Here is a 22,850-nt window from a genome sequence, read left to right as displayed (position 1 = left end):
ATGTACGATTCAGCGAAATATCTCATTCACGCGGACATCAGGACGAGCGGGGTGGTCGAGCGGAGTGACGTCGTCGGCGCGGTGTTCGGCCAGACCGAGGGCCTGCTGGGCGACGAACTCGACCTCCGCGACCTGCAGGAGTCGGGGAAACTCGGTCGTATCGACGTCGAAGTCGAGTCCGAGCGCGGGAGTTCCTTCGGCGAGATAACGATCGCCAGCGGACTCGACCGCGTCCAGACCGCCATCCTGGCGGCCGCCCTGGAGAGCATCGAACGCGTCGGGCCGTCACAGTCCGACGTCGAGATACGCGACATCGAGGACGTGCGCTCGGCCAAGCGGAGGCAGGTCGTCGAGCGCGCGAAAGAACTCCTGGCGGAGTTCGACGCGACGACCATGTCCAGCGAGGACCTGGTCGAGGAGGTCCGCCGGAGCGTTCGCGTCGAGGACATCACCGAGTTCCACGGGCTGCCGGCCGGCCCGCGAGTCGCGGACAGCGACGCGATCATCGTCGTCGAGGGCCGCGCCGACGTGCTGACGCTCCTGAAGTACGGCATCAAGAACGCCATCGCGGTCGAGGGGACGGACGTGCCCGACGCCGTCGCGGAACTGACCGCGGACCGCACGGTGACCGCCTTCCTCGACGGCGACCGCGGCGGCGACCTCATCCTGAAGGAACTCGCGCAGGTCGGCGACGTGGACTACGTCGCGCTCGCGCCGACGGACCGCTCCGTCGAGGATCTGTCGCGCGGGGAACTCATGAGCGCCCTCCGCGACAAGGTCCCCTTCGAGACCGTCTCGGCCGCCGACGCCAAGACCGACGAACCGCACGGGCTGGCTGCCACGGACGGGAGCGCCCAGCCCTCGCCCCCCGACGGCGATTCCGGGACGACCGATCCGGATTCCCCGGTCGAACCCGACCGTCCCGAGACGGCCGGCGAACCCGACGACGCCGACGAGGGCGACGCCCCGCCGGCTGCCGACGCGGAGAAAGTCGACCGCGGCGACTCGTCGCCGGAGTCCTCCGGACCCGACGGCGATACGCAGACGGCGAGTTCGGCGGGCGGGTCCGCGGAGGCCGCCGTCGCCGAACCTGCCTCCGAGACGACCGAGCGGGCCGCCGGCGCGGCCGCGCCGGACACGCTCGCGAGTCACGTCGAGGCGGTGATCGGAGGCGCCACCGGGGAGGTGCGACTGCTCGACGCGACGTACGAACCGATAGCCGAGGGCACGGCCGACGAGGCGTTCGCCCTCCTGGAGTCGTGCGACCAGATTCCGGCGTCGGTCGTTCTCGACGGCAAGCTCTCCCAGCGCCTGCTCGACGTGGCCGCCCAGCGTGGCGTCGACGTCTTCGTCTGCGCCGAGGAAGGGGAGTTCGTCAAACAGCCGGTGAACGTCCGGGTGCTCACCGCGGACGAGGTCTGAGCACCGGACTCACTCGTTTTCGTCGATCTCGCGGACCAGCAACACGCCGTCTCCGCTCTCGTAGTGGGCTTCGAGTCGTTCGCACCGCTCGAACCCGCGGTCGCGGTAGAACTCGCGGGCGCGCTCGTCGACCTCCCGGACGGTCACGCGCAGTTCCGCGACGCCGGCGTCGCGGAGTCGCTCGACCAGCGCGTCGACCAGTGCGGAGCCGTGGCCGGCGCCCTGGGCGCCGGGGGCGACGGCGAGTTCGGCGAGGTAGCCCGCGTCGTCGTCGCCGTCCGCGACGGCGAGCGCGTAGCCGACCGGCGTCCCCGCGTCGCCCCCCGTCTCCGATCCGGTCGCGACCAGTAACGTCGGCGGGCCGTCGACGGCCACGGTCAGCAGTTGCTCCCATGGCTCGGCGAGTACCGTCTCCTGGATCGCGCGCAGCGCCGGCAGGTCGTCGGGTCGGCCGTCGCGGACGACGGTCATAGTGCGACGGAGCCGACGACGGCAACGGCCGCGAGCCCCGCCGCGACGCCCGCGGCCAGGGTCGCGAAGAAATTGACGCCCTCGTTCTCGAGGAAGACGCCTTCCACGGTCGCGCCCAGCAGGCTATCGACAGTCATCCCGACGACGCCGCCGAAGACGACGACGCCGGCGCCCAGGGCGCCGACCGTCTCGAAGACGCCCAGCGAGATGGCGGCGATGAGGACGGCGCCAGCGAACCCGGCGACCTCGCCCTGCCAGGTGACCGCGCCGTCGGTCCCCGGCTCGACGCGCTGGAACGTCGTAATCAGCCGCGGATTGTCGAAGACCCCGCCGATCTCGCTGGAGAGGGTGTCGCTCATCGCCGCCGAGATGGAGCCGGCGAACGCGAACAGGAACAGCTCCGGTTGGAGCCCGGTCAGCGTCGGGCTCGCCGACCACCCGAGCAGCGCGAACAGGCCGACCAGCGAGTTGGCGAGGACGTTCCCGCTGCCGCGGGCGCCGTCGTTCTCCTCGGCGATGCCCCGGGCCTGTTTCTCCTCGTAGCGGAACTTCGTCGAGAGTCCGCCGACTCCGAAGAAGGTGACCAGCAGGAGGAACCAGCCGACGTCGCCGAGCACGATGGTCTGCAGGCAGAGGAAGACGCCGGTGATCATCCCCGGGAGCGACGCCGTCTCCAGGGCGTACGCGAGCGCGCCGAGCAGGACCGCGACGGCCAGCGCGACGGCGACCCCGGAGGTGTGGACCGACAGCGGCAGGTCGGCGAACAGCCAGAGGAGCAGGCCGATGGATATCATGACGAGGGGGTCGTCGCGCTCGAAGAGGACGGCGCGCAGGAGCGCACCGAGGAGCGCGCCGCTCGCCGAGAGGAAGGCGACCAGCGGCCAGTCGACCGCGGCGTCGACGAGCAGCGCAGTGGCGTACTGTCCGACGCTCCCGGCGATGGCCCCGGAGACGACGAACCCGGCGGTCGCGAGGACGGGCTCGTCGCGGACGGTCCGGACGAGGTGGCCGCCGAGGTTCCCCCACGATAGCAGGAGGACGGTGCCGACGAAGACGGGCAGCGGCATCGCGAACCGGACCGCGAGGAGCGAGAGCGCGGCGGCCGCGAGGGCGAAGCCCGCGAGACCGTAGAGCCGACCGTCGCGGCGGTCACCCGGTCGGGCGAAGAGTTCGAAGAGCGGTCCCTCGTCGACGACGTAGAGCGCGATGGCGGCGACGAGGAGGAACGGGCCGGGCGCGGCGACGGTCGCGAGCGCCCGACTCGTGTTGCTGGCGATCGGTGGGACGGCCAGCGCGAGCGTCCCGACGAGGGCGAACGCGCCCGCACGTCGGACTGTGTGTGTCACGCTACTGTCGGTATCCCGCGGAGAGCTACTTACCGTTTCCGAACCGTCCCGCCCGTGCAGACGCCGTGACACGTTCCCGACCAGGTCGGCACGCGAGAGCGGCGACCGCCGGTGGCGGCGTCCCCGCCGCTGACCCGCCGCGGGCCCGCCGACGCCGAACGTGAGATTTAGGGCGCATCCGTCGGAATGGCGGGTGTGGGCCTCTACGAATGGTATCTCACCCTCCGCCTGCGCAACAGCGACGCCGACCTCCCCGAGACCGTCGCGGTCATCGTCACCGAGCGGGACCTGCTCGAAGCCGACGCGTACCTGACGCTCGAACGATTCTTCGAGTGGGCCGTCGAGTTCGGCGTCGACCGGATCGCCGTCTACGTCAGCGTCCTCGACGCCGAGGTCGTCGACACGATCCGCGAGGAACTCGCGGACGTGCGGGCGCCCCGTGAACTCGCCGTCCGCGGCCCCGAAGACGAGGAGCAGGCCGACGCCCCCATCGTCGTGAGCATCGGCCTCGGCGGGAAACACGAGTTCGCGACCGCCGTCCAGGCGCTCGCGGAGGAGGTCGAGGCCGGCGAGTTGGCCCCCGAAGACATCGACGAGACCGCCATCGAGCGGGAGCTGGTCTTCCCCGTCCAGCCTGACCTGGTCATCAAGACCGGTGCCGAGCGCCTCTCCGATTTCATGATCTGGCAGTCCGTCTACTCCGAGCTCTACTTCACCGACGTGAACTGGCGGGACTTCCGTCGGCGCGACTACCTCCGGGCGCTGCGGGACTACCAGAATCGTCAGCGGAGGTTCGGGCGCTGAGCACCGCGAAGCGCCCGAACGTCGAGAGACGAGCGGAGCGAGTCTCTCGGAAGTTCGGCCGATAGGCCGCACCGATTGCGGGGCGTTTCGCGGTGCGGACGCGCGACCGATGCGGCAATTTATGCCGCTGGTAGCCGAAGTGACGATTGTCATGAGCGACCCACTCCAGCCGCGGATCATCGACGAGTTACTTCGCAGGGGTCGGTACCTCTATCCGACCGACGTCGTCGACGTGATCGAGCGCTTCCACGGGGTAGCGGGGCCCGGCGTCCCGCGGACGGTCGTCAGGCAGTACGTCGCCGAGTTGTTGGACCAGTTAGGTACCAGGGCGCCGTACACCCTCGAACGGTTCGAACGGATCCTCGACGGTCGCATCACTGACCTCGATCTGTGGCTTCCCGACGCCCTCTACGAGGTCGGGGCCGGTCGGGTGAGCGTCTACCCCGCCCACTGGCACCGGGCGCTCGGCGGCGTCCGCGATCCCGTTCGGTACGTCGAAGTCATCGCCGCCGACCTGGCGGCCGCCAGGGGCGCGACCCCGGACGAACCGTCGCCGCCCGTGCCGAGACCGATCCTGATCGACGCGATGATGGTCCTGGGCGGGACGAGTCGCCCCGAGGCGGGCGGAGCCCTCCAGACGGCCCGCCTCGACGGCCGGCTCGTCGTCGAACCCTTCCAGAACCCGGAAGCGGACGTCTGGGTCGCCAAGGCGAGTAGGCGTCGACCCGCGCCGGTCGACTCGACCCCGCCGATCCGCTCGACGGGCACGGTTGACCCGACAGTTCGACCGGCAGACCCCGACGTGGGTCGACCGTAACTGGCGTTCGGTCCGACGGTCGAGTTGGGTGATACTGGCCGACCCGGAGAGTAGGCGGCTGGGGTCGGGGGAGGAACGACCCGCCGTCGGACTCGCGACGAAACGGGAACGGGTTCAGTGAAAGGTCGCGCCGTCGCCGATCCGCGTCTGGTAGACGCGGGACTCCACGCCGACGTCCTCGAAGGCGTCGACCATGGCGGAGGCGATGGCCCGCTGGTCGGAGTCGTAGCAGGCGGCGATCACGCTCGGACCGGCGCCGCTGATGGTCACGCCGGTCGCACCAGCGTCGAAGGCGGCCTGCCGGACGTCGTCGTAGCCGTCGATGAGTTTCGCGCGGGCCGGCGTGACGACCGCGTCTTCCATCCCGCGGCCGACGAGTTTCGGGTCCGAGCGGTGCATCCCCGTGGTCAGCGTCGCGGCGTTGCCGACGGTCTCGACGATGTCGCTGACGCGCGCGCCCTCGGGGACGACCTCCCGGGCGTCGCGGGTCGAGACGACGATGTCCGGCAGGCAGGTTACCAGCGGGATGTTCGCGTCGACTTTCGAGACGCCCCGGGGGGTCGCGATCGTGAACCCGCCGAGGATGGCCGGCGCGACGTTGTCGTCGTGGGCGTCGCCGGAGACGACGGCCTCGCCCTCCGCGGCGATGGGCACGAGTTCCTTGCGGGTGAGGCCGCGGTCGTAGAGGCGGTTCAGCGCGACGGCCGCGGCGGCCGCGCTCGCGGCCGAGGAGCCGAGTCCCGAGGCGGGACGGACGCCCTTGTCTATCTCGATGTGCGCGGGCGCGTCGAGCGCCTCCGCGACGGCCCCGACGGTGTTGTCGTCGGGGTCTTCGGGGATGAACTGGCTGCCGGCGCCGGTCACGTCGATCGTCGTCTCCGCGGCGCGCTCGACCCTGACCACGTCCGCGGGTCTGTCCAGCGCCACACCGAACACGTCGAAGCCACTCCCGAGGTTCGCGCTCGTCGCCGGCGCCCGCACCGTCACCATATGCGACGCAATTCCCGGAGTGCGGGCAAAAAGGTAGCGGAGTCACGTACCGACGGTCGATCGAACCGTCGGACGGCGGTCCGGTGGTTGCGACTCGATCGCCCGGGCAGAGCGCCTCCGGGGCGGTTACCGCGTGTCGGCCCGTCACAAGCTCTAATACGGAGAAGTCGAAACTCGGGGGTCGTGACTCGGCTCGATGGCTAACGAGGCGCTCTACTGGTTGGTCGCCGTGACCGCCGTCGGGGGCGTCGTCGAACTGTCGCTGGCGCTCGTGGCCGTTCGCAACCGCGAGACGCCCGGCGCGCGGGCGTTCGCCTGGTTGACGTTCGCGGCCGGTGGCTGGTCGTGCCTCCAGGTCGTCTACCTGGTGACGGCGAGCGGTGCGGTCGCGCGGGTCGCCTATCAACTGACCGCGCCCGTCTCCTACCAGGTCGCGATGCTGTGGTTCGTGTTCGCCGTCGTGTACACCGGACGCCGCGAGTGGCTCACTCCGATGCGACTCGTCGGCCTCTGGACGCCGCTGACGGTGTATCTCTTCGTCCGATGGACGGCGCCCGTCCACGGCGTGTTCCCCGCGCCCGTCACTGTCCGGACCGTCTCCGGGATCACGGCGCCGGCGGTCGAGCTGACGCCGAGCGTCCTGGGTGCGACGCTGGTGGCGTACTGTTACGTGCTCGCGGGGTTCGTCCTGCTGCTCGCGTTCACGTTGCGCTCGCGGAACGTCTACCGCAAACAGGCGGCGGCGATCGTCGTCGGAGGCCTGTTTCCGGCCGTCGGCACGGTGGCTTACACCGCCGGGACCAGCGTTCATCCCGGCGTCTCGCTCTCCCCGCACCTGTTCGCCGTCCACGGCGTCGTCACCGCGCTCGCGCTCTTTCGCTACAACTTCCTCAGCGTCGCCCCGGTGGCCACCGACCTGCTCGCGGAAGAACTCGACGAACCGGTACTCGTCCTCGACGACGACGGGGTCGTCCTCGACCACAACCCCGCCGCGACCCGTCTCGTCGCCGACGAACGGCTGGTCGACGAGGCCGCCGGGGACGCCCTCCCACAACTCTCGGGACCTCCGGAGGACGGGACGCAGATATCGGTCGACGCACCGGGCTACGACCGGGACCGCTCGGTGTTCTCGCTCACGGTGACCGCGGTCGAAGACCAGTTCGACCGCTCGCGGGGGCACCTCGTCCTCCTGCGGGACGTCACGGACCAGAAACGGCGACTGGAACAGCTGACCGCGGTGCAGGCGGCGACCAGGCGCTTCATCAGCGCACGGACGACCGCCGAGGTCGCCGACATCGCCGTGGCGTTCGCGAGCGACGTGCACGACCAGCCGTACGCAGCGTTGTTCCGATACGTGGAGGGGGCCGACGCGCTCGTCGCGAGCGCCGTCACCGACCACCTCGCCGCGGAACTCGGTGTGGAAGACAGCGCGTCGCTACGCGTCCCGCGCGGGTCGGGGCCGCTCTGGCAGACGTACACCGGCGGCGAGTCGGTCGCCTTCGAGGGCGAGCGCGACGTGGTGGTCGGCCCGTACGCGTTCGGGTCCGTCTCGGCGCTGTTCCTGCCGCTGGGAGACCACGGCGTGCTCGTCATCGGGACCGACGCGGCCAGCGACTACACGGCGGTCGACGAGCAACTCGGCGGGATCCTCGCGCGCACGACCGAGACCGCGCTGACCCGCGTCGAACACGAGGGCGAACTCCGCGCGAGCCGGATCGCCGTCGAGCGGCGCAACGAGCAGATCGAGTTCTTCAACGGCGTCCTCCGCCACAACATCCGCAACGCGATGCTCGTCGTCGACGGCCACGCCGGGCACCTCCGCTCGCGCGTCGACGGGGAGGCCGACCGCGAGAAGGTCGACACCATCCGCGAGTGGTGCCGGGAGCTGACGGAGTTGACCGAGAAGATACGCGCGATCAACGACACGGTCACCGCGAGCGAGAGCGAGCGGCTCGAACGGGTCGACCTCTCGGCGATGTTGCACGAGCGGGTCGTCGACCTGTCGGACCGATACGAGGGGGTCGCCATCGACTACGACGCCGACGGGGGGCTCACCGTCGCGGCGAACGACCTGCTCTCGGACGTCCTCTCGGGCGTCCTCTCGAACGCGGTCGAACACAACGACGCGGCCCGACCGCGGGTCTGCGTCGACGCCGAGCGAGCGGACGGGTGGGTTCGGGTCACCGTCGCCGACAACGGTCCCGGACTCTCCGAGGACCTCAAGACCCGCGTGTTCGAGCGCGAACTGGCGACCGGCCAGACCGCCAACGGCTTCGGACTCTACTTCGTCTCGGTGATGATGGACCTCTACAACGGGAACGTCCGCTTCGACGACAACGACCCGCGCGGGACAGTGGTCGTCCTCGAACTCCGCCCGGCCGACGACGCGCTGGCCGAGTCGCCCGGGTGAGCGGCCTGCGTGGTGGTCGCCGGCCGTTCTGGGCACCGACTCGTCTTGTCGCCGGCTGTTCTGGGTACCGACTCGTCTTGCCGCCGGTTCGTCCGGCCGCTGGATCGCCGCCCCGGCGGGGTCGACCGAGCGAAAGGGCTTTTCCCGTGACCGTGGAACCGGCGGGTATGATCGGAGTCGTCGGCGGCGGAATCGCCGGGCTCGCGGCCGCGTATCGCCTCCAGCAGCGCGGCCGCGACGTGCAGGTCTTCGAGGCGAGCGACCAGGTGGGCGGGCTGGCCGCCGTCTACGAGACGGCCGGCGACCCCATCGAGACGTTCTACCACCACCTCTCGGCTTCGGAGGGGACCATCGTCGAGTTGATCGAGGAACTCGACCTCGGCGAGGACCTGGAGTGGCGCTACAAGACCGACTCCTACTACGTCGACGGGGTGGTCCACCCGATGGAGAAGGCGTGGGAGATCCTCGCCTACCCCCACCTCTCGATCTACGACAAGTTCCGCCTCGCCATGCTCGTCAAGGAGATCGACGTGCGCGGCGGCTGGCCGAAGTTCGACACCTACGACGACATCACCGACTTCGAGGACGTGCCCATCAAGGAGTTCCTGCTGGAACACACGACGCGGCACGTCTACGAGTCGTTCTGGGAGCCGCTGCTCGACGCGAAGTTCGGCTCGCGCAAGGAGGACGTCTCCGCCGCGTGGCTGCTGGGCCGCGTGAAGTTCCGCGGGGAACGCGATCCGATCCGGGGCGAGCAACTCGGGTACCTCGACGGCGGGTTCGGCCGTCTGCTCGACGAACTGCTCGCCGCCGTCGGGCGCGACACCGTCACCACCGGCGCCCGCGTGACGGAGCTGACCCAGTCCGGCGGCGCGGTCGAGTCGTTGACCGTCGAGCGCGACGGCGAGCGGGCGAGTCACGAGGTCGACGGCGTCGTCGTCGCCGCGATGCCGAACGTCCTCGAGGACCTGACGGGCTACCCCTGCGAGATCGACTTCCAGGGGACCGTGTGCTCGGTCTGGAGCATGGAGGAGTCGCTGTCGGACACCTACTGGCTCAACATCAAGGACGAGGCGCCGTTCGGCGTGTTCATCGAGCACACGAACTTCGTCCCGCGCGAGCGCTACGGGGGCGAACACCTCTACTACACGGCGAGTTACATCCAGGACCCCGCGGAGGACCTCTGGCAGATGTCCGACGCGGAGGTCGAGGCCCACTGGCGGGAGGGGATCGGCGACCTGTTCCCGCAGTTCGACCCCGATAGCGTCAACTGGGTGAAGACGGCGCGCAACCCGCGGACCGCGCCCATCTACGAGCGCGGGTACCTCGACATGGTCGTCCCCTACGACCTGAGCGACGAGGTGGCCGAGGGCGTCTACTACGCAGGCATGGCCTCCCGGGCCCAGTACCCCGAGCGCTCGCTCAACGGCGGGATCGAGGCGGGCTACGCGTGCGCCGATCTGATCACCGGCGAGTGAGGGACTCGCGATCGGACGTTCCAGGCACCGATTCGTCTTTCGCGGGCCGCGCGACGGGTGCGCCAGGTAGGGCACCGAACTGAAGCAATTGGCACGTATTTTGCAAGTAACTGAACGTAATTCGGGTGCACGTGTTTGTATTTGGTATTCTCTTTCTGTGAGAACGGGGGTATGACAGCAATACTGAAGTTGTAGTAGACAATAAATTCCGTCGGCGGTACTGAATGAGCGGAAACCTCTCCCTGGCGGTCTCGAAGCGGCTGGTGACCGACGAGTACGCGTATCCGTCGGTCCGCCTGCGCGTTTCCATAGGCGCGGGCGAGCCGGTCGCCGTTCGGCTCGTCGAGTCGCTTCCACCGGGTGTGGACGAGACCGCCGTGGGATTCCACGCGGACGAAGGGTACGAACACTGGTCCGTGGCGGGTGGGGGTCGGATCGTCTACGAGGACGTCGTTCGGGAGTCGCAGCCGGTGTCGACGCTATACGGGATCGCCGACGCCGATCCAGACCAACTGGCAGCGTGTCTGGACCTCCCGACTGTCGAAATCGCACGGACGGACGACCTCGACGCGGTCGACGCCGCCGACTGGATAGCGATCGACGACGAACGGATCGACGCGTCGATCGGTGACGCGGACGGTGGCTACGCCCGCCCTGCGGACCGACAGACCAGTCCGACGGGCGGGGATTGGGGCGGTTCGGAAACCACGATGAATCAGAACGAAGAGCGAACGAACGGCGAACAGGACGGCGAATCGATCGAGCGGGACGAACGAACGGAGCAGGACGAGCAGACCGAGCGGGACGAACGAACGGAGCAGGACGAGCAGACCGAGCGGGACGAACGAACGGAGCAAGACGAGCAGACCGAGTGCGTGGACGAGTCCAGCGAGCAGCCGGGTGATCCGGAGCCGGGGGTCGGCGACGGGGAAGCAGCGGCTCTGACCCGTGGCGGGACGGCAGCCGATTGCGACGTGTCGACGCCGACGGACCGGACGACCGAGCCGGGGGCGAGTGCGCCCGACGAGTCGACCGGTCCTGCGGTACCGACGCAGCCGGAACCGCACGATTCGGTGGTCGAGCGCTTCGCCGAGGAACTGCGGCGCGACGAACCGTCGTCGCAGGCGGTCGCGACGCTCCGGAGCCACCTGGGCGCGGACACCTCGGGCAGCGTCGACGCGAAGCTCGACCACTGCATGACGCGGATCGGCGAACTCGACGCGTACGTCGACGCCCTCGAAGCGTTTCTCGACGACGAGGGAACCGCCGAACAGGTGCTCGGGGAGGTCCGCGACGACCTCCGGACCGTCGAAGCGCACGTGGAAGACGTCGAACGGCGCGTCGAATCGGTCGAGAAGGCCCAGTCGCGGCTCGACAACCGGCTCGCGTCCGTCGAGGCTGACCTCGACGAGGTCGCGGAACTCGACCACGCTGTCGACGACCTCGACGCGACGGTGACCGAGACGAGGGCCGAACTGACCGACGCGGTCGCCGAGGTCGAAGCGGAGGTCGCGGCGCTCGGCGACGACCTGGAGAGCGTCGAGGAGTGGCGCTCGACGGTCGTACAGGCGCTCTCGGCGGCCCAGGACAGCGCGCCGGCGGACGACTCTGACGCGGGCTGACTGGCGAATCCACGGCGGTCCGACAGGACCGTTCCGCCGACGATTTCTCGCCACCTGACGATGACCGGGGCGGGTACCGGGTTCTGCGACGACGCCGAACCCGGTCCGTGGCCGCGCCTCACTCGGTGACGAGGCCGTCGGCGACGACTTCGATGAGCAGGTCCCGGACGGCCTCGTAGTTCTCGCCGATGTCGTCCCGGTGGAGCGTCAGGAAGACGACTGCACGGACGACGCCGGCGATGGCATCGGGGTCGCCCTCGCGGATCCGACCCTCGGCTTGCCACTGTTCGACGTACGGGCGGATGAACGAGAGTTCCTCCTCGCGTTCGGCCTGCCGTTCCTCTTCCGAGTACTGCCCCTCCAGCCTGTCGAGTTCGTCTTCTCGGATCCGAGCCTGCTCGGGTTCTACTTCGTCGCAGCGCTCGTTCTCTTCGAGAAGGGCGAGGGCGTCCTCGACGCGCTCCCGACGTCACCGCTCTCGACGCGAGCGTACCTCTGGTCGAAGGCGATCTCGCTGACGTTGCTCGCCCTGCTGGCCACGACGGCTATCACGGCCCTGGGGTACGGGGTCGATCTGCGGTGGGCCCCGCTCCTGGCGAGCGTCGGTCTCACGTCGCTGCTGTTCGTCTTCGTGGGGTTCGTCGCCGTCGCCCGCTTCGATTCCATCAACGCCTACTTCATGACCGCGCTCGCGTACACCAGCGTCCTCTGTGCGCCCGTGCTGGAACTGGTCGGGTTCGTCGAGACGCCGCTGTTCTACCTCCTGCCGGCGAAACCGTCGCTGGTGTTGCTCGAAGCGGCCGTCGGTTCGGTCCCAGCGATCGAACTCGCCTACGCGGTCGGGTACCTCGTCGCGGCGACCGGCGTCGCCTCGATATCGGCACGGCGTTCGTTCGACCGTCACGTCGTGGCCGACGTAGCGGCGCCCGGGACCGACCGACCGCCGGTCGGTAGCGGTGTCGGCACCGGCGGTGGCCCGGTTCTCTCGCTGGCCGTCGCCGACCTCAAGAACTGGCTTCGCGACCCGCTGCTCGTCTACATCGGGCTCGCGCCGGTCTTGCTCGGCGTCGTCGCTCGATTCGGGATCCCCGTGGCCGAGCGCTCACTCGCAGGGACCGTCGAGCTGTCGGCGTACTACCCGGAACTCGCGGCGGCCCTGTTCCTGTTCGGACCGAACATCATCGGATTCGCCGTCGGGTTCCTGATCCTCGAAGACCGCGAGCAGGGCACAGTGGTGGCGCTGGCGCTGACCCCTCTGGGAGAGCGCGGCTATCTCGCGTACCGACTCGTTGTCACGGTGGCGCTCTCGATAGCTGCTGCTGCCGTCGTCGTTCCGCTTTCGGGAGTCGTGTCGGTCTCACTGCCCTCGTTGTTCGCCACGGCGGTCGTCGCGGGGCTGTACGGACCGATCACCGCACTCCTGCTATCGGGGCTGGCCGCTAACACTGTCGAGGGCATCGCGGTCAGCAAGTTCCTCGGCTTTCTCGTCGTGATCCCGGTCGCAGCCATCGCCGCCGTTCCGCCGCCCTGGCAGCACGTCGCCGGCGTGTTCCCCGCGTACTGGCCGGCGCTCGCACTCACCAGTGCCGCGGACGGAACCGGCTCGCTCCCCGTCGCACTCGCCGTCGGCATCGCCGTCCAGACCGGATCACTGGCGGTGCTCGTCCGTCAGTTCCTCCGCCAGTGACCCGGCGGCGGCCCGCGCGTCAGCCGGTCGTCTCCTCGGATTCGTCGCCCTCGACGCCCGGCGCCGCGTCCACGTCTACGTCGTCGGGTTCGTCCCGCCCGCCGACGACGAGTTCACCGTCCGGCGTCTCGACGTAGGCGTCGTCGGCGAAACCGCCCTCGGCGTGGGGGTGTTCGGGGTCGTCGAGCTTCTCGGGGGTCGATGGGGCTTCGGCGACGCCGTCGGCGGGACGAAACTCGCCGAGGGGGTCGTCGATGGTGATCCCGTGGCGGTCGAAAAAGTCCGCGTACCGTTCGTAGTGGGCCTCCAGTTCGTCGACGGGGAACTCCATCATCTCCGTCCAGCCGTGGTTGTAGAAGTCGAAATTGGCCTGAACGTGCGTGATTTCGCGAGCCTCTGCCTCGGGGTACCCCTCCCGGAGTGCGGCGACGTAGGTTCCCATCGTCGCGGCGAAGAAGTCGTCGAGGTGGTCCCGCCGTTCGTCGCGTCGTCCTTCCTCGGCCTTCCCGGCGAAGATGTCCGTGTGCATCCCGACGAGCCGATCGGTGACTTTCTCCCCGACGACCGGGAGCGTCAGCGCCTGTTTCGCCGCGAAGTGACGGACGTTCTGGCGGAGTTTCATCTCGTCGGAGCGGTTAGGACGGGACGCTCTTGAACGTCCCGCTCGCGCCCGGGTGGACGGCCGGTCCGTGTTCACTCCCGGGTGTAAACGCCGTTCCAGATGACGGAACGATCAATATTTCCGTTCGTGGCGTGCGTTTGGCAACCAACCGCATGGAGAGATAGCAACCCACATTAACCACGGTTACGAAGATGTCGGGCATGAGCGCATCCCACGTCATCATCGGTGATGGCATCGCGGGGAGTTCGGCAGCGGAGACGATTCGCGAGGAGGACCCCGATGCGGACATCACCGTGATCACCGATGAGGGGGAGGCACTGTACAACCGGATTCTGATCAAGGAATTCGCCAAGGGGAAACTCCCCGAGGCCCCTATTTCTATCCACGAACCGGAGTGGTACGAGGAGCGTGACATCGACCTGCAACTCAACACGTACGTCACGACCATCGACACGGAGGCCAACGAGGTACACACCCACGAGGGGACGGTCTACGACTACGACAAGCTCCTCGTCGCGACGGGCGGGACACCCGCCAGCCTCGCGAGTTTCGGGATCGAGAACGCCGACGCCGACGGCATCGACCACTTCTGGACGTTCCAGGACGCCCGTTCGATCAAGGAGAACGTCGAGAACGCCGACAAGGGGATCATCGTCGGTGCCGGCCTGCTCGGGATCGACCTCGCGGCCATCTGCGGCGCCCAGGACCTGGAAGCCAACTACCTGATGCGCGGCGAGTGCTGGTGGCGCTACGCCCTGGACGCGGAGGGCGCGGAGATCCTCCACGAGGCGATGCGCGAACGCGGCGTCACGCCGGTGTTCGAATCCGGCGTCGACCGCTTCGAGACTGACGAGACGGGGCAGGTCGAGGCCGCCGTCGACCCCAACGGCGAGCGCTACGAGGGCGACTGGGCCGGCGTCGCCATCGGGCTGAGCTTCAACACGGAGTTCCTGCAGGACACCCCCGTCGAGACGAACGACAACGGCATCGTCACCGACGAGTACCTGCGGACCAACGTCGACGACATCTACGCCGCCGGCGACATCACCTGGTTCTACGACACCATCCTCGACGACATGGGCGAGAACGGTTCGTGGGGCTCCGCCAAGGAGCAGGGCTCGGTCGCCGCCCAGAACATGGTGGACGACCTCCGCGACGGCGGAACAACCGACGACCCCGAGGAGTTCCGCTGGGTCTCGTCGTACTCGATCACGCACTTCGACTTTCCCTTCCTCTCCTTCGGCCACCCGACCATCGGCGACGACGAGGTCAGTCGCAAGTACAGCGACACCGAGTGGCGCCGCCTCGCCTTCAAGGACGGCAAGATCGTCGGCGGCGTCCTGATCGGCGACCTCTCCCAGCAGTCCAAGTACAAGAAGCTCATCCGCGAGGAACGCGAGGTCGCCCAGCACAAGGACCTGCTCATGGAGGAGGACGTCGACATGGACAAACTCGAAGAAGCGGCGCCCAAGCCCGAGTAAGGCCCGTCCGTCTGTTCGACCCCGCGATTTCTGTCGCCCATCGCTGCCTTCGTGTCTTCGTGCGTTCTGTCGCCTGTCACTGCCTTCGTGACTTCCTGCGTTCTGACACCCGTCTGCGTCCCCGCCCCTGGGAATCTCTCTCGGGCGCTGGTACCGCACGGATCGGTCTGGCGAGCAGTCAGTCAGACTGAATGAGATGAGATCCTTTAAGTGACAGAGCCGTCCAGTCCGCGTCATGTCAGTGTCGGTGGGTGACACGTTGGAGGACGCGGTGCAACGACTGTTGACCGTCCCGGGGCTACTGGTGGTGGCCCTGTTCCTCGGGTTCAGGCTCACGAACCCGGTGATCTACGAGACGTTCTTCGCGCGCGGGATCGAGTTCGCGCTCAGGGAAGCGGGGGGATACACGGTCAGGGAACTGGAAGCCGAACTGATCGAGCGGGGGTACAGCTCCGCGCTCCCGCTCCTCGACGGCCTGACGGAGACGGGGATGGACGTGTCCTTCCCGGTCGCAGTCGCGATGCTGGCGGTGCTCCCCTTCGTCGCGGAGTTGCTCCACGTCGTCGGGGTGCGGGCGCTCGCGGCGCGGGACCCCAACAGCGTCCCGGTGGAGGAGATCACGTCCGGGCTCGGCGGTGCCTACGTGAAGTCGCTGGTCGCGAACTTCGTCGCGGTGGTGCTGATCGCCCTCGGGACGCTGTTTTTCCTGGTTCCGGGCGTCGCGCTGTTGATCCTGTTTTTCTTCGTGCGGCATCGGATCGCGCTGGCGGGCGACGGGATCTTCGAGTCGCTCTCGCAGAGCTACGCGCTGGTCGAGGAGAACGCCGTCCCGATGGTCGTCCTCGCTGTCGTCTTCTGGCTGTCGTGGGCCGTTGCGACGTTCGTCGCCGGGCTGGTCCCGCTGGGTGACCTCAGCGGGGCGTTCAATCGGGCGGTGGAGACGGGCGTCATCGTCTTCGGCATCTCGCTGTTGACGAGCGCGTACCTCCAGGCGGTCGGCGGCGTCGGCGCACAGGCCAGCGCCGCGCCGGCGGGCCAGAGCGACGGGCTCGGGGCCTGATCGAAGCCGTTTTCCCCCGTCCTGTGCGTCTGTCGAGTATGGACAGCGGCGGCAGCAGCGACATGACGCTCGCGTTCGATCTGGACGCGTTGAAGGAACTGGCCTACCCCGATCGCGTGTTCCAGGACGCGCGCCAGTGGAGCGAGTACGTCGGCGTCGTATCCGACCAGCCGACCTACGTCGTGACGAACTTCACGCGCAAACACCGGATCCGACAGGACTTCTTCTCGGGTCCCCGCAGCCGCGCCGAGAGCCTGGAGAACGTCCAGCGCCAGTTCGGCACCGAGCGCCACGTCTTCGTCGGCACCGACGAGGAGGACGCCGAACTGGCCGAGGAAGTCGGCTGGGAGTTCCTCGCCGTCGAGGACGCCGCGGAGGCGGCCGACTGGGAACTCGGCGAGCCGGAGACGCCCGACGACACCGCCGGCGACGACGAGCGCGACGACTGGCCCTGAGTCCCCGGCGCGTCGGCCGCGACCCGTACCGCGGCGTTTAAACGGCTGACTGCGGTAGGACCGACAATGGCAGAGCCGCGCGTCCCCGGGAGCGAGGGGGCCGACATCGAGTTGCCCTGCGGCGAGACGGTCGCCGTCCACGACCTCGACATGGGCCTGCGCGAGTACGACTGCGCCTGCGGGGAGGTCCACGCCGTCGTCATGGACGTCCACCCGCTGGGGCGGTTCGTCCCGGAGTTCCTCGTCGAGGTGCTCACCGAGACCATCGAGACCGCCGACGAGTTCCCCGAGTTCACCACGGCCCACGTCATGGCCAGCGTGATGGAGGAGTTCCCCGAAGAGGTCGTCGTCGAGGACGTCTCCGAGGACGGCCAGGCGGGGTACTCGATGGTCTGGCTGGCGGACTTCGACGCGCGCCGCCTCCACGAGGTCGTCGTGGAGCTCCTCGTCGAACTGATGGACCACGCCGTGAGCCACGCCGACGACGAGGAGGCCACCGCGCAGTTCGAACAGTGGCTCCACGAGTTCGACGTCGCCGCGTTCGTCGACCAGTACCGCGAGGAACGCGAGTTCGAGACCGAACACGACTCGGCGGTCTGACGGGACGTCCGCGGGATACCAGATTCATGGCGTCTGACGGCTGTCTGACGGCATTTGATAGGTGTCCGGCGGGAACGGCCCTCCCATGCGCGCACGTCAGCGCGAGTTCGAGCGGATCCGTTCGGTACTCCGGGAGGCCGACGCCGAGGAACCGCTGACGGCGCGAGAGATCCTCGACGTGCTGGAGGCACACGGCGAAGAGTTCGACAGCGCACACCGCGTCGCGACAATCCTCGGTCGCCACGCCCAGTCCGGCGAGGTCGAGATCGTCCGCGAGCAGCCCTATCGGTACCGGGTCAGCGACCGGACGAACTGACCGACTGGGCGCGGTCGCCACGCCGCTTGTGCCGCTTCACGAGGCGTCGGTCGACCTGAACCGTCGGTGATTTATGCGTCGTCGCACTTGACTCGGTAGCGACGCGACCCCCCGCTGGACCGCAGAGAGGTCGGGCGGATCGCGGGTGGTCGGCCCCGTTCTCCGCGAATCCGTGGAGTAGACTCACGACGCGCGTAGGATACGATTTTCGAAACTCGGTTTCGATATCCGTATTCTTTCGCCGGGTTTATTACGACGAACGAACTCTCCCCGGGTAATGACACAGCAAGAGGACCGCACGATCCTGCTCATCGGGAGCGGCCCGATCAAGATCGGGCAGGCGGCCGAGTTCGACTACTCGGGAGCACAGGCGTGTCGCGCACTGCAGGAAGAGGGCGCTCGCGTCGTGCTCGTCAACTCGAACCCGGCGACGATCATGACCGACCCGGAGATGGCCGACGCCGTCTACATCGAGCCGATCAACACGGAGGCCATCTCGGAGATCATCCGGAATGAGAACCCCGACGGCGTCATCGCCGGCCTGGGCGGCCAGACCGGCCTGAACGTCACCGCGGAACTCGCCGAACAGGGCGTCCTCGACGAGTACGACGTCGACGTGATGGGTACGCCGCTCGACACCATCTACGCCACGGAAGACCGCGACCAGTTCCGCCAGCGCATGGAGTCCATCGGCGAACCGGTTCCCGAGTCAATCACCATCGAGTCCATGGACGAGGTCGAGGACGCCGTCGAAGCCGTCGGCGGCCTCCCGGTCATCATGCGCACGACCTACACCCTCGGCGGTGCCGGGTCGGGCGTCATCGACGACATGGAGGAGCTCAAAGCCGCCGTCCACAAGGGGCTGCGCCTCTCGCGCGACGACCGCGTGATGATCACCGAGTCCATCGACGGCTGGATCGAACTGGAGTACGAGGTGATGCGCGACGCCGACGACTCGTGTATCATCATCTGCAACATGGAGAACCTCGACCCGATGGGGATCCACACGGGCGAGTCCACGGTCGTAACCCCCTCGCAGGTCATCCCCGACGAGGGCCACCAGGTCATGCGCGACACCGCCCTCGACGTCATCCGCGAACTCGGTATCCAGGGCGGGTGTAACATCCAGTTCGCGTGGCGCGACGACGGCACGCCCGGCGGCGAGTACCGCGTCGTCGAGGTCAACCCGCGCGTCTCGCGTTCCTCGGCGCTCGCGTCGAAGGCGACGGGCTACCCCATCGCCCGCGTCACCGCGAAGGTCGCGCTCGGCAAGCGCCTCCACGAGATCGAAAACGAGATCACCGGCCAGACCACCGCGGCCTTCGAGCCCGCCATCGACTACGTGGTCACGAAGGTGCCGCGCTGGCCCAAGGACAAGTTCGGCGACGTCGAGTTCGAACTCGGGCCGGCGATGAAGTCCACCGGCGAGGCGATGGCCATCGGTCGCACCTTCGAGGAGTCGCTGCTCAAGGCGCTGCGCTCCTCGGAGTACGACCCGGCCGCGGACTTCTCGACGGTCTTCAACGACGAACTCGAGGACCACTACCTCGAACGCCCCTCGCCCGACCGCCCCTACGCCATCTTCGAGGCGTTCAGCCGGGGCTACAGCGTCGAGGAGATAAACGAGATCACCGAGATCCGCGAGTGGTACCTCGAACGGTTCAAGCGCATCGCCGACGCAGCCGAGGCCGCCCAGAACGGCGACTACCAGGCCGCGGCCGACGTGGGCTTCACCGACCAGGAGGTCACGGCACTGGCCGGCGGCGAGTTCAACGACACGCACGTGTCGTGGCTCCCGGTCGTCGAGGGACCGGACGCACCCGACGACGACACAGCGATGGCGGACGGCGGTCTCGCGAGCGACGCGAGCGAGACCTCGTCGGAGCCACGCTCCGACGGCGGGGCGGAAACGGAGTCCGCCGACGCTGCCAGTTCGCCCGGCCCCGACGCGACCGTCGAAGAGGTCGACGCCCAGACGTCGGACCGCGACTTCAAGCTCGTCGACACCTGCGCGGGCGAGTTCGCGGCGACGACGCCGTACTACTACTCTTCGCGCGACCCCATCTCGGGACTCGGCCGGAACGAGGTGCAGGTCGACCGTGACGTCGAGAGCGTGGTGGTCGTCGGCGGCGGCCCGATCCGCATCGGTCAGGGCGTCGAGTTCGACTACTGTTCGGTCCACGCCGTCCGCGCGCTCGAAGAGGTCGGTATCGACGCGCACGTCGTCAACAACAACCCCGAGACCGTCTCGACGGACTACGACACGTCCGACGGCCTGTTCTTCGAGCCCATCACGGCCGAAGAGGTCGCCGACGTCGTCGAGGAGACCGGCGCCGACGGCGTGATGGTCCAGTTCGGCGGCCAGACCTCGGTCGACATCGGCCACCCGCTGGAAGCCGAACTCGAACGCCGCGGCCTCGACTGCGAGATCATGGGCACCTCGGTCGACGCGATGGACCTCGCCGAGGACCGCGACCGCTTCAACCGCCTGATGGACGACCTGGGCATCGCCCAGCCCCAGGGCGGTTCCGCCACGAGCGAACAGGAGGCGCTCGACCTGGCTCACGAGATCGGCTACCCCGTCCTCGTGCGTCCCTCGTACGTCCTCGGCGGGCGCGCGATGGACATCGTCTACAGCGACGAGGACCTCAAGGAGTACATCGAGGAAGCCGTCCGCGTCAGCCCGGACAAGCCCATCCTCGTGGACGAGTTCCTCGAAGGCGCCGTCGAACTCGACGTCGACGCCGTCTCGGACGGTGAGGACGTCCTCATCGGCGGCATCATGGAGCACGTCGAATCCGCCGGTGTCCACTCCGGCGACTCGGCGTGTATGATCCCGCCGCGCTCGCTCGGCCGCGACGTGAACCGGAAGGTACGCCAGGTGACCGAGGACATCGCCCGCGCGCTCGACACGGTCGGGCTGATGAACGTCCAGCTCGCCGTCAAGGACGGCGAGGTGTACGTCCTCGAAGCGAACCCGCGCTCCTCGCGTACCGTCCCGTTCGTCTCGAAGGCGACCGGCGTCCCCATCGCGAAGCTCGCCGCGAAGGTCATGGCCGGCGAGACCCTCGAAGACCTGGATGTCCACGAGCAGGTCCCCGAGCAGGTCTCGATCAAGGAGGTCGTCCTGCCGTTCGACCGCCTGCCGGGCTCGGACCCGCGCCTCGGCCCGGAGATGAAGTCCACCGGCGAGGTCATGGGCACCGCCGACTCGTTCGGCAAGGCCTACCAGAAGGCCCAGATGTCCGTCGGCAAGGCGATCCCCCTGGAGGGGACCGCCGTCGTCGACCTCTCCGAGAGCGAGTTCCCCGGCCGCGAGACGGAGGCCGGCGAAGAGCTCATCGAGGGCTACGCCGAGCACTTCGACCTCGTCGAGTTCGACAGCGAGGAGGCGTTCGTCGAAGCCATCGAGAACGAGGAAGTCGACCTCATCGTCTCGCGCCAGCGCGCCCCGCTCCAGACGGCCGTCGAGGAGGAGATCACCTACTTCTCGACGCTGGCGAGCGCCCGCGCGGCGCTGGAGGCCATCGAGGCCGCCGACGAACCGCTGGACGTCCAGCCCGTCGGCCAGCGCGTCAAGCGCGACGAGTACTGGGGCCAGCCCAAAGACGACTGAGCGGCGGCCGGCCGCGGCGTGCGGCTGAGTACCCCGCCCCGCCTCCGTTTTCACTCCGGTTCGGTCTGCCGGCCGAGCGCCTTTCCGTTCGCGCCCCGAATCGATCGTATGGCCTATCGGACGACGATCGGGTGGTCGCTCGTCTCCTCGGGAGTCGTGACGCTCTTGCTCAAGGCGATCCCGGGCGATTCGCTCTGGTGGGGCGTCCTGTTGCTGGTGGTCGGCGCCTTCGTCCTGCTGTATCGGCAGTTCTGAACGCCGTCGATCGGACGGCGGCGGGAGCGTCCGTCCCGGTCGCTCAGTAACCGCCCGAAGAGAGATTGAGCCCGACGATGCCGACGACGATGAGCGCGATGAAGGCGACACGGACGGGGTCGCCCGATTCGTCGAAGAGGACGATCCCGAGTACGGCGGTGCCGACCGCGCCGATACCGGTCCAGACGGCGTAGGCCGTCCCGACCGGCAGGGACTCGACGGCCTTCGCGAGCAGGACCATGCTGATCACGAGCGCGACGACCGTGGCGGCCGTGGGGAGCGGTCGCGTGAGCCCCTCGGAGTACTCCAGCCCGATGGCCCACGCGATCTCGAAGAGGCCGGCGACGCCGAGCAGATACCAGGACATGTCGCGGTCCTTCCGGCGGGCCAGGCGTGTGACTTCCGGTTCGCTACCGGAGTTCCGTTCGGCCACCCGGCGGCCGCGTTCGCCGCCTCGCGGTCGATCGATATCGTCGGTGTTTATATTCCTGATATGTATAGTGGTGACTATGGACGACATCTTCGTCGCTCGACTGATGAGTTCGGGCATCCAGACGGTGCGGCCGGACACGCTCGTCGAAGACGCGGCAGACCAGATGCTGACCCACGAGATCGGGTCGCTGGTCGTCGTCGACGAGGACAACCAGTTGCTGGGCATCCTCACGACGACCGACTTCGTCGACATCGTCGCCAAGAGCAAGCCCAAGGCCGAGACCACCGTCGAGCGCTACATGACGACCGACGTGATCACGACGACGGCGCAGGCCTCGATCGTCGACGTCGCGGACACGATGATCGAACACGGGATCCACCACGTCCCCGTCGTCGACGACGAGGAGGGCGTCATCGGCATGATAACGACGACCGACCTCACGGGCTACATCTCGACCGTCCAGACGCCGTCACCGGCCTGACGCGGCCACCAGGCGCTTCTCGACCGCGCTGCGCACTCCGGCGATCCGAGAGACGGCCGTTCGTCGGCGATGAGCGGATCGGCATCGGCCGCCGCTCGGCGGCACCGGCAGCGGCCAGGCGGTATCGCCAGCGTATCGGTGCCGTCGGCCGTCGCCACTGGTGAAGCTATTTCTCCGCGGCTGACCAAGGAAACGCTATGGCACTTCCGACGTGGCCCGAGTACTGGAACGAGATCGAACCGAGTCTCCTGATCCTGATCGGGTTCGTCCTGTTCGTCTTCCCGGAACCGGCCACTTCGGCGCTGGGCGCGGGGTTGATGCTCTTCGGCGCCGCGTGGTGGTTCTACGAGTGGGAGCGCTGACGGCCCCGCGCCCGATGCGCGCGCCCGACGCGGAAAACGTGTATTAGGTGATTCCCCCACCAATAGGAATAATAGAGCTACGCTGATGCCCGGCCGGGAGAGACACCGGATCCATGGGTCAC

At 68.3% G+C, this 22,850-nt stretch carries 21 protein-coding genes; 16 read left to right on the top strand and 5 right to left on the bottom strand.

Annotated features, from left to right (window positions below):
• Positions 1-1,422, top strand: a complete 1,422-nt coding sequence (dnaG, locus tag ACMGFE_RS09280) for a DNA primase DnaG (protein WP_436924871.1) — start codon at positions 1-3, stop codon at positions 1,420-1,422.
• A 9-nt stretch (positions 1,423-1,431) separates the two neighbouring features.
• Here dnaG and ACMGFE_RS09275 read toward each other — a convergent pair whose 3' ends face one another.
• Positions 1,432-1,893, bottom strand: coding sequence for a GNAT family N-acetyltransferase (locus tag ACMGFE_RS09275; RefSeq protein ID WP_436924870.1), 462 nt, complete (start codon positions 1,891-1,893; stop codon positions 1,432-1,434).
• A complete protein-coding gene (locus ACMGFE_RS09270; protein WP_436924869.1) occupies positions 1,890-3,239 on the bottom strand; it encodes a DUF92 domain-containing protein in 1,350 nt (449 codons plus the stop codon). Before ACMGFE_RS09270 ends, ACMGFE_RS09275 begins: the two co-directional genes overlap by 4 nt.
• 195 nt (positions 3,240-3,434) lie before the next feature.
• On the opposite strand from ACMGFE_RS09270, the gene ACMGFE_RS09265 reads away from it, so the two are divergent.
• Both ACMGFE_RS09265 and ACMGFE_RS09260 read left to right on the top strand, forming a co-directional pair.
• On the top strand, positions 3,435-4,043 hold the full coding sequence (locus ACMGFE_RS09265; RefSeq protein ID WP_436924868.1) for an undecaprenyl diphosphate synthase family protein: 609 nt from the start codon (positions 3,435-3,437) through the stop codon (positions 4,041-4,043).
• 151 nt (positions 4,044-4,194) lie between these two features.
• A complete protein-coding gene (locus tag ACMGFE_RS09260) occupies positions 4,195-4,860 on the top strand; it encodes a hypothetical protein (protein ID WP_436924867.1) in 666 nt (221 codons plus the stop codon).
• 114 nt (positions 4,861-4,974) lie between these two features.
• Here the strand turns inward: ACMGFE_RS09260 and ACMGFE_RS09255 are convergent, their stop codons facing one another.
• A complete protein-coding gene (locus tag ACMGFE_RS09255; RefSeq protein WP_436924866.1) occupies positions 4,975-5,850 on the bottom strand; it encodes a homoserine kinase in 876 nt (291 codons plus the stop codon).
• Positions 5,851-6,046: 196 nt separating this feature from the next.
• Between ACMGFE_RS09255 and ACMGFE_RS09250 the strand changes: the two genes are divergently transcribed.
• The 4 genes from ACMGFE_RS09250 to ACMGFE_RS09235 all read left to right on the top strand — a co-directional run bounded on the left by ACMGFE_RS09250 (position 6,047) and on the right by ACMGFE_RS09235 (position 13,047).
• Positions 6,047-8,260, top strand: coding sequence for a sensor histidine kinase (locus ACMGFE_RS09250; protein ID WP_436924865.1), 2,214 nt, complete (start codon positions 6,047-6,049; stop codon positions 8,258-8,260).
• 167 nt (positions 8,261-8,427) lie between these two features.
• Complete coding sequence (locus tag ACMGFE_RS09245; RefSeq protein ID WP_436924864.1) at positions 8,428-9,738, top strand: NAD(P)/FAD-dependent oxidoreductase; 1,311 nt, start codon at positions 8,428-8,430, stop codon at positions 9,736-9,738.
• Positions 9,739-9,962: 224 nt separating this feature from the next.
• Entirely contained in the window at positions 9,963-11,360 is a 1,398-nt protein-coding gene (locus ACMGFE_RS09240; RefSeq protein ID WP_436924863.1) for a hypothetical protein, read from the top strand.
• Between the two features lie 199 nt (positions 11,361-11,559).
• On the top strand, positions 11,560-13,047 hold the full coding sequence (locus ACMGFE_RS09235; RefSeq protein WP_436924862.1) for a fluoroquinolone export ABC transporter permease subunit: 1,488 nt from the start codon (positions 11,560-11,562) through the stop codon (positions 13,045-13,047).
• 19 nt (positions 13,048-13,066) lie between these two features.
• Here ACMGFE_RS09235 and ACMGFE_RS09230 read toward each other — a convergent pair whose 3' ends face one another.
• Positions 13,067-13,669 (bottom strand): DUF6149 family protein, encoded by a 603-nt coding sequence (locus tag ACMGFE_RS09230; RefSeq protein WP_436924861.1) that lies wholly within the window; start codon positions 13,667-13,669, stop codon positions 13,067-13,069.
• Between the two features lie 200 nt (positions 13,670-13,869).
• On the opposite strand from ACMGFE_RS09230, the gene ACMGFE_RS09225 reads away from it, so the two are divergent.
• The 7 genes from ACMGFE_RS09225 (at position 13,870) to ACMGFE_RS09195 (ending at position 21,452) form a co-directional block, all read left to right on the top strand.
• Positions 13,870-15,150 (top strand): NAD(P)/FAD-dependent oxidoreductase, encoded by a 1,281-nt coding sequence (locus ACMGFE_RS09225; protein ID WP_436924860.1) that lies wholly within the window; start codon positions 13,870-13,872, stop codon positions 15,148-15,150.
• 235 nt (positions 15,151-15,385) lie between these two features.
• On the top strand, positions 15,386-16,210 hold the full coding sequence (locus ACMGFE_RS09220) for a DUF7847 domain-containing protein (RefSeq protein WP_436924859.1): 825 nt from the start codon (positions 15,386-15,388) through the stop codon (positions 16,208-16,210).
• A gap of 38 nt (positions 16,211-16,248) precedes the next feature.
• Positions 16,249-16,665 carry a DUF7124 domain-containing protein gene (locus ACMGFE_RS09215; protein ID WP_436924858.1) on the top strand — a complete coding sequence of 139 codons (417 nt, stop codon included), beginning with the start codon at positions 16,249-16,251 and terminating at the stop codon, positions 16,663-16,665.
• Between the two features lie 66 nt (positions 16,666-16,731).
• The gene (locus ACMGFE_RS09210) at positions 16,732-17,265 is read left to right on the top strand and encodes a DUF5815 family protein (RefSeq protein ID WP_436924857.1); all 534 of its coding nucleotides are present in this window, start codon (positions 16,732-16,734) and stop codon (positions 17,263-17,265) included.
• An 85-nt stretch (positions 17,266-17,350) separates the two neighbouring features.
• Positions 17,351-17,581, top strand: coding sequence for a hypothetical protein (locus tag ACMGFE_RS09205; protein ID WP_436924856.1), 231 nt, complete (start codon positions 17,351-17,353; stop codon positions 17,579-17,581).
• Between the two features lie 277 nt (positions 17,582-17,858).
• On the top strand, positions 17,859-21,197 hold the full coding sequence (gene carB / locus ACMGFE_RS09200; protein WP_436924855.1) for a carbamoyl-phosphate synthase large subunit: 3,339 nt from the start codon (positions 17,859-17,861) through the stop codon (positions 21,195-21,197).
• 108 nt (positions 21,198-21,305) lie between these two features.
• Entirely contained in the window at positions 21,306-21,452 is a 147-nt protein-coding gene (locus tag ACMGFE_RS09195; protein ID WP_436924854.1) for a hypothetical protein, read from the top strand.
• A 43-nt stretch (positions 21,453-21,495) separates the two neighbouring features.
• Here ACMGFE_RS09195 and sugE read toward each other — a convergent pair whose 3' ends face one another.
• Entirely contained in the window at positions 21,496-21,819 is a 324-nt protein-coding gene (gene sugE, locus ACMGFE_RS09190; RefSeq protein WP_436924853.1) for a quaternary ammonium compound efflux SMR transporter SugE, read from the bottom strand.
• Between the two features lie 142 nt (positions 21,820-21,961).
• On the opposite strand from sugE, the gene ACMGFE_RS09185 reads away from it, so the two are divergent.
• Positions 21,962-22,366: a CBS domain-containing protein gene (locus ACMGFE_RS09185; protein WP_436924852.1), complete on the top strand. Its 405-nt coding sequence runs from the start codon at positions 21,962-21,964 to the stop codon at positions 22,364-22,366.
• A 197-nt stretch (positions 22,367-22,563) separates the two neighbouring features.
• Positions 22,564-22,728, top strand: coding sequence for a hypothetical protein (locus tag ACMGFE_RS09180; protein ID WP_436924851.1), 165 nt, complete (start codon positions 22,564-22,566; stop codon positions 22,726-22,728).
• The last annotated feature ends 122 nt before the right edge of the window (positions 22,729-22,850 follow it).

The organism is Halosimplex amylolyticum (genome assembly GCF_051414035.1).
GTDB lineage: Archaea > Halobacteriota > Halobacteria > Halobacteriales > Haloarculaceae > Halosimplex > Halosimplex amylolyticum.
Note: the sequence above shows the minus strand (reverse complement) of the source record. Positions and strands in the feature narration are given on the sequence as shown.

Bases quoted from the DNA above. Each gene is read 5' to 3' on its own strand.
- dnaG (WP_436924871.1), top strand. From the start codon at position 1: ATGTACGATTCAGCGAAATATCTCATTCACGCGGACATCAGGACGAGC.
- ACMGFE_RS09275 (WP_436924870.1), bottom strand. From the start codon at position 1,893: ATGACCGTCGTCCGCGACGGCCGACCCGACGACCTGCCGGCGCTGCGC.
- ACMGFE_RS09260 (WP_436924867.1), top strand. From the start codon at position 4,195: ATGAGCGACCCACTCCAGCCGCGGATCATCGACGAGTTACTTCGCAGG.
- ACMGFE_RS09255 (WP_436924866.1), bottom strand. From the start codon at position 5,850: ATGGTGACGGTGCGGGCGCCGGCGACGAGCGCGAACCTCGGGAGTGGC.
- ACMGFE_RS09250 (WP_436924865.1), top strand. From the start codon at position 6,047: ATGGCTAACGAGGCGCTCTACTGGTTGGTCGCCGTGACCGCCGTCGGG.
- ACMGFE_RS09245 (WP_436924864.1), top strand. From the start codon at position 8,428: ATGATCGGAGTCGTCGGCGGCGGAATCGCCGGGCTCGCGGCCGCGTAT.
- ACMGFE_RS09240 (WP_436924863.1), top strand. From the start codon at position 9,963: ATGAGCGGAAACCTCTCCCTGGCGGTCTCGAAGCGGCTGGTGACCGAC.
- ACMGFE_RS09230 (WP_436924861.1), bottom strand. From the start codon at position 13,669: ATGAAACTCCGCCAGAACGTCCGTCACTTCGCGGCGAAACAGGCGCTG.
- ACMGFE_RS09225 (WP_436924860.1), top strand. From the start codon at position 13,870: ATGAGCGCATCCCACGTCATCATCGGTGATGGCATCGCGGGGAGTTCG.
- ACMGFE_RS09220 (WP_436924859.1), top strand. From the start codon at position 15,386: ATGTCAGTGTCGGTGGGTGACACGTTGGAGGACGCGGTGCAACGACTG.
- ACMGFE_RS09215 (WP_436924858.1), top strand. From the start codon at position 16,249: ATGGACAGCGGCGGCAGCAGCGACATGACGCTCGCGTTCGATCTGGAC.
- ACMGFE_RS09210 (WP_436924857.1), top strand. From the start codon at position 16,732: ATGGCAGAGCCGCGCGTCCCCGGGAGCGAGGGGGCCGACATCGAGTTG.
- ACMGFE_RS09205 (WP_436924856.1), top strand. From the start codon at position 17,351: ATGCGCGCACGTCAGCGCGAGTTCGAGCGGATCCGTTCGGTACTCCGG.
- carB (WP_436924855.1), top strand. From the start codon at position 17,859: ATGACACAGCAAGAGGACCGCACGATCCTGCTCATCGGGAGCGGCCCG.
- ACMGFE_RS09195 (WP_436924854.1), top strand. From the start codon at position 21,306: ATGGCCTATCGGACGACGATCGGGTGGTCGCTCGTCTCCTCGGGAGTC.
- sugE (WP_436924853.1), bottom strand. From the start codon at position 21,819: ATGTCCTGGTATCTGCTCGGCGTCGCCGGCCTCTTCGAGATCGCGTGG.
- ACMGFE_RS09185 (WP_436924852.1), top strand. From the start codon at position 21,962: ATGGACGACATCTTCGTCGCTCGACTGATGAGTTCGGGCATCCAGACG.
- ACMGFE_RS09180 (WP_436924851.1), top strand. From the start codon at position 22,564: ATGGCACTTCCGACGTGGCCCGAGTACTGGAACGAGATCGAACCGAGT.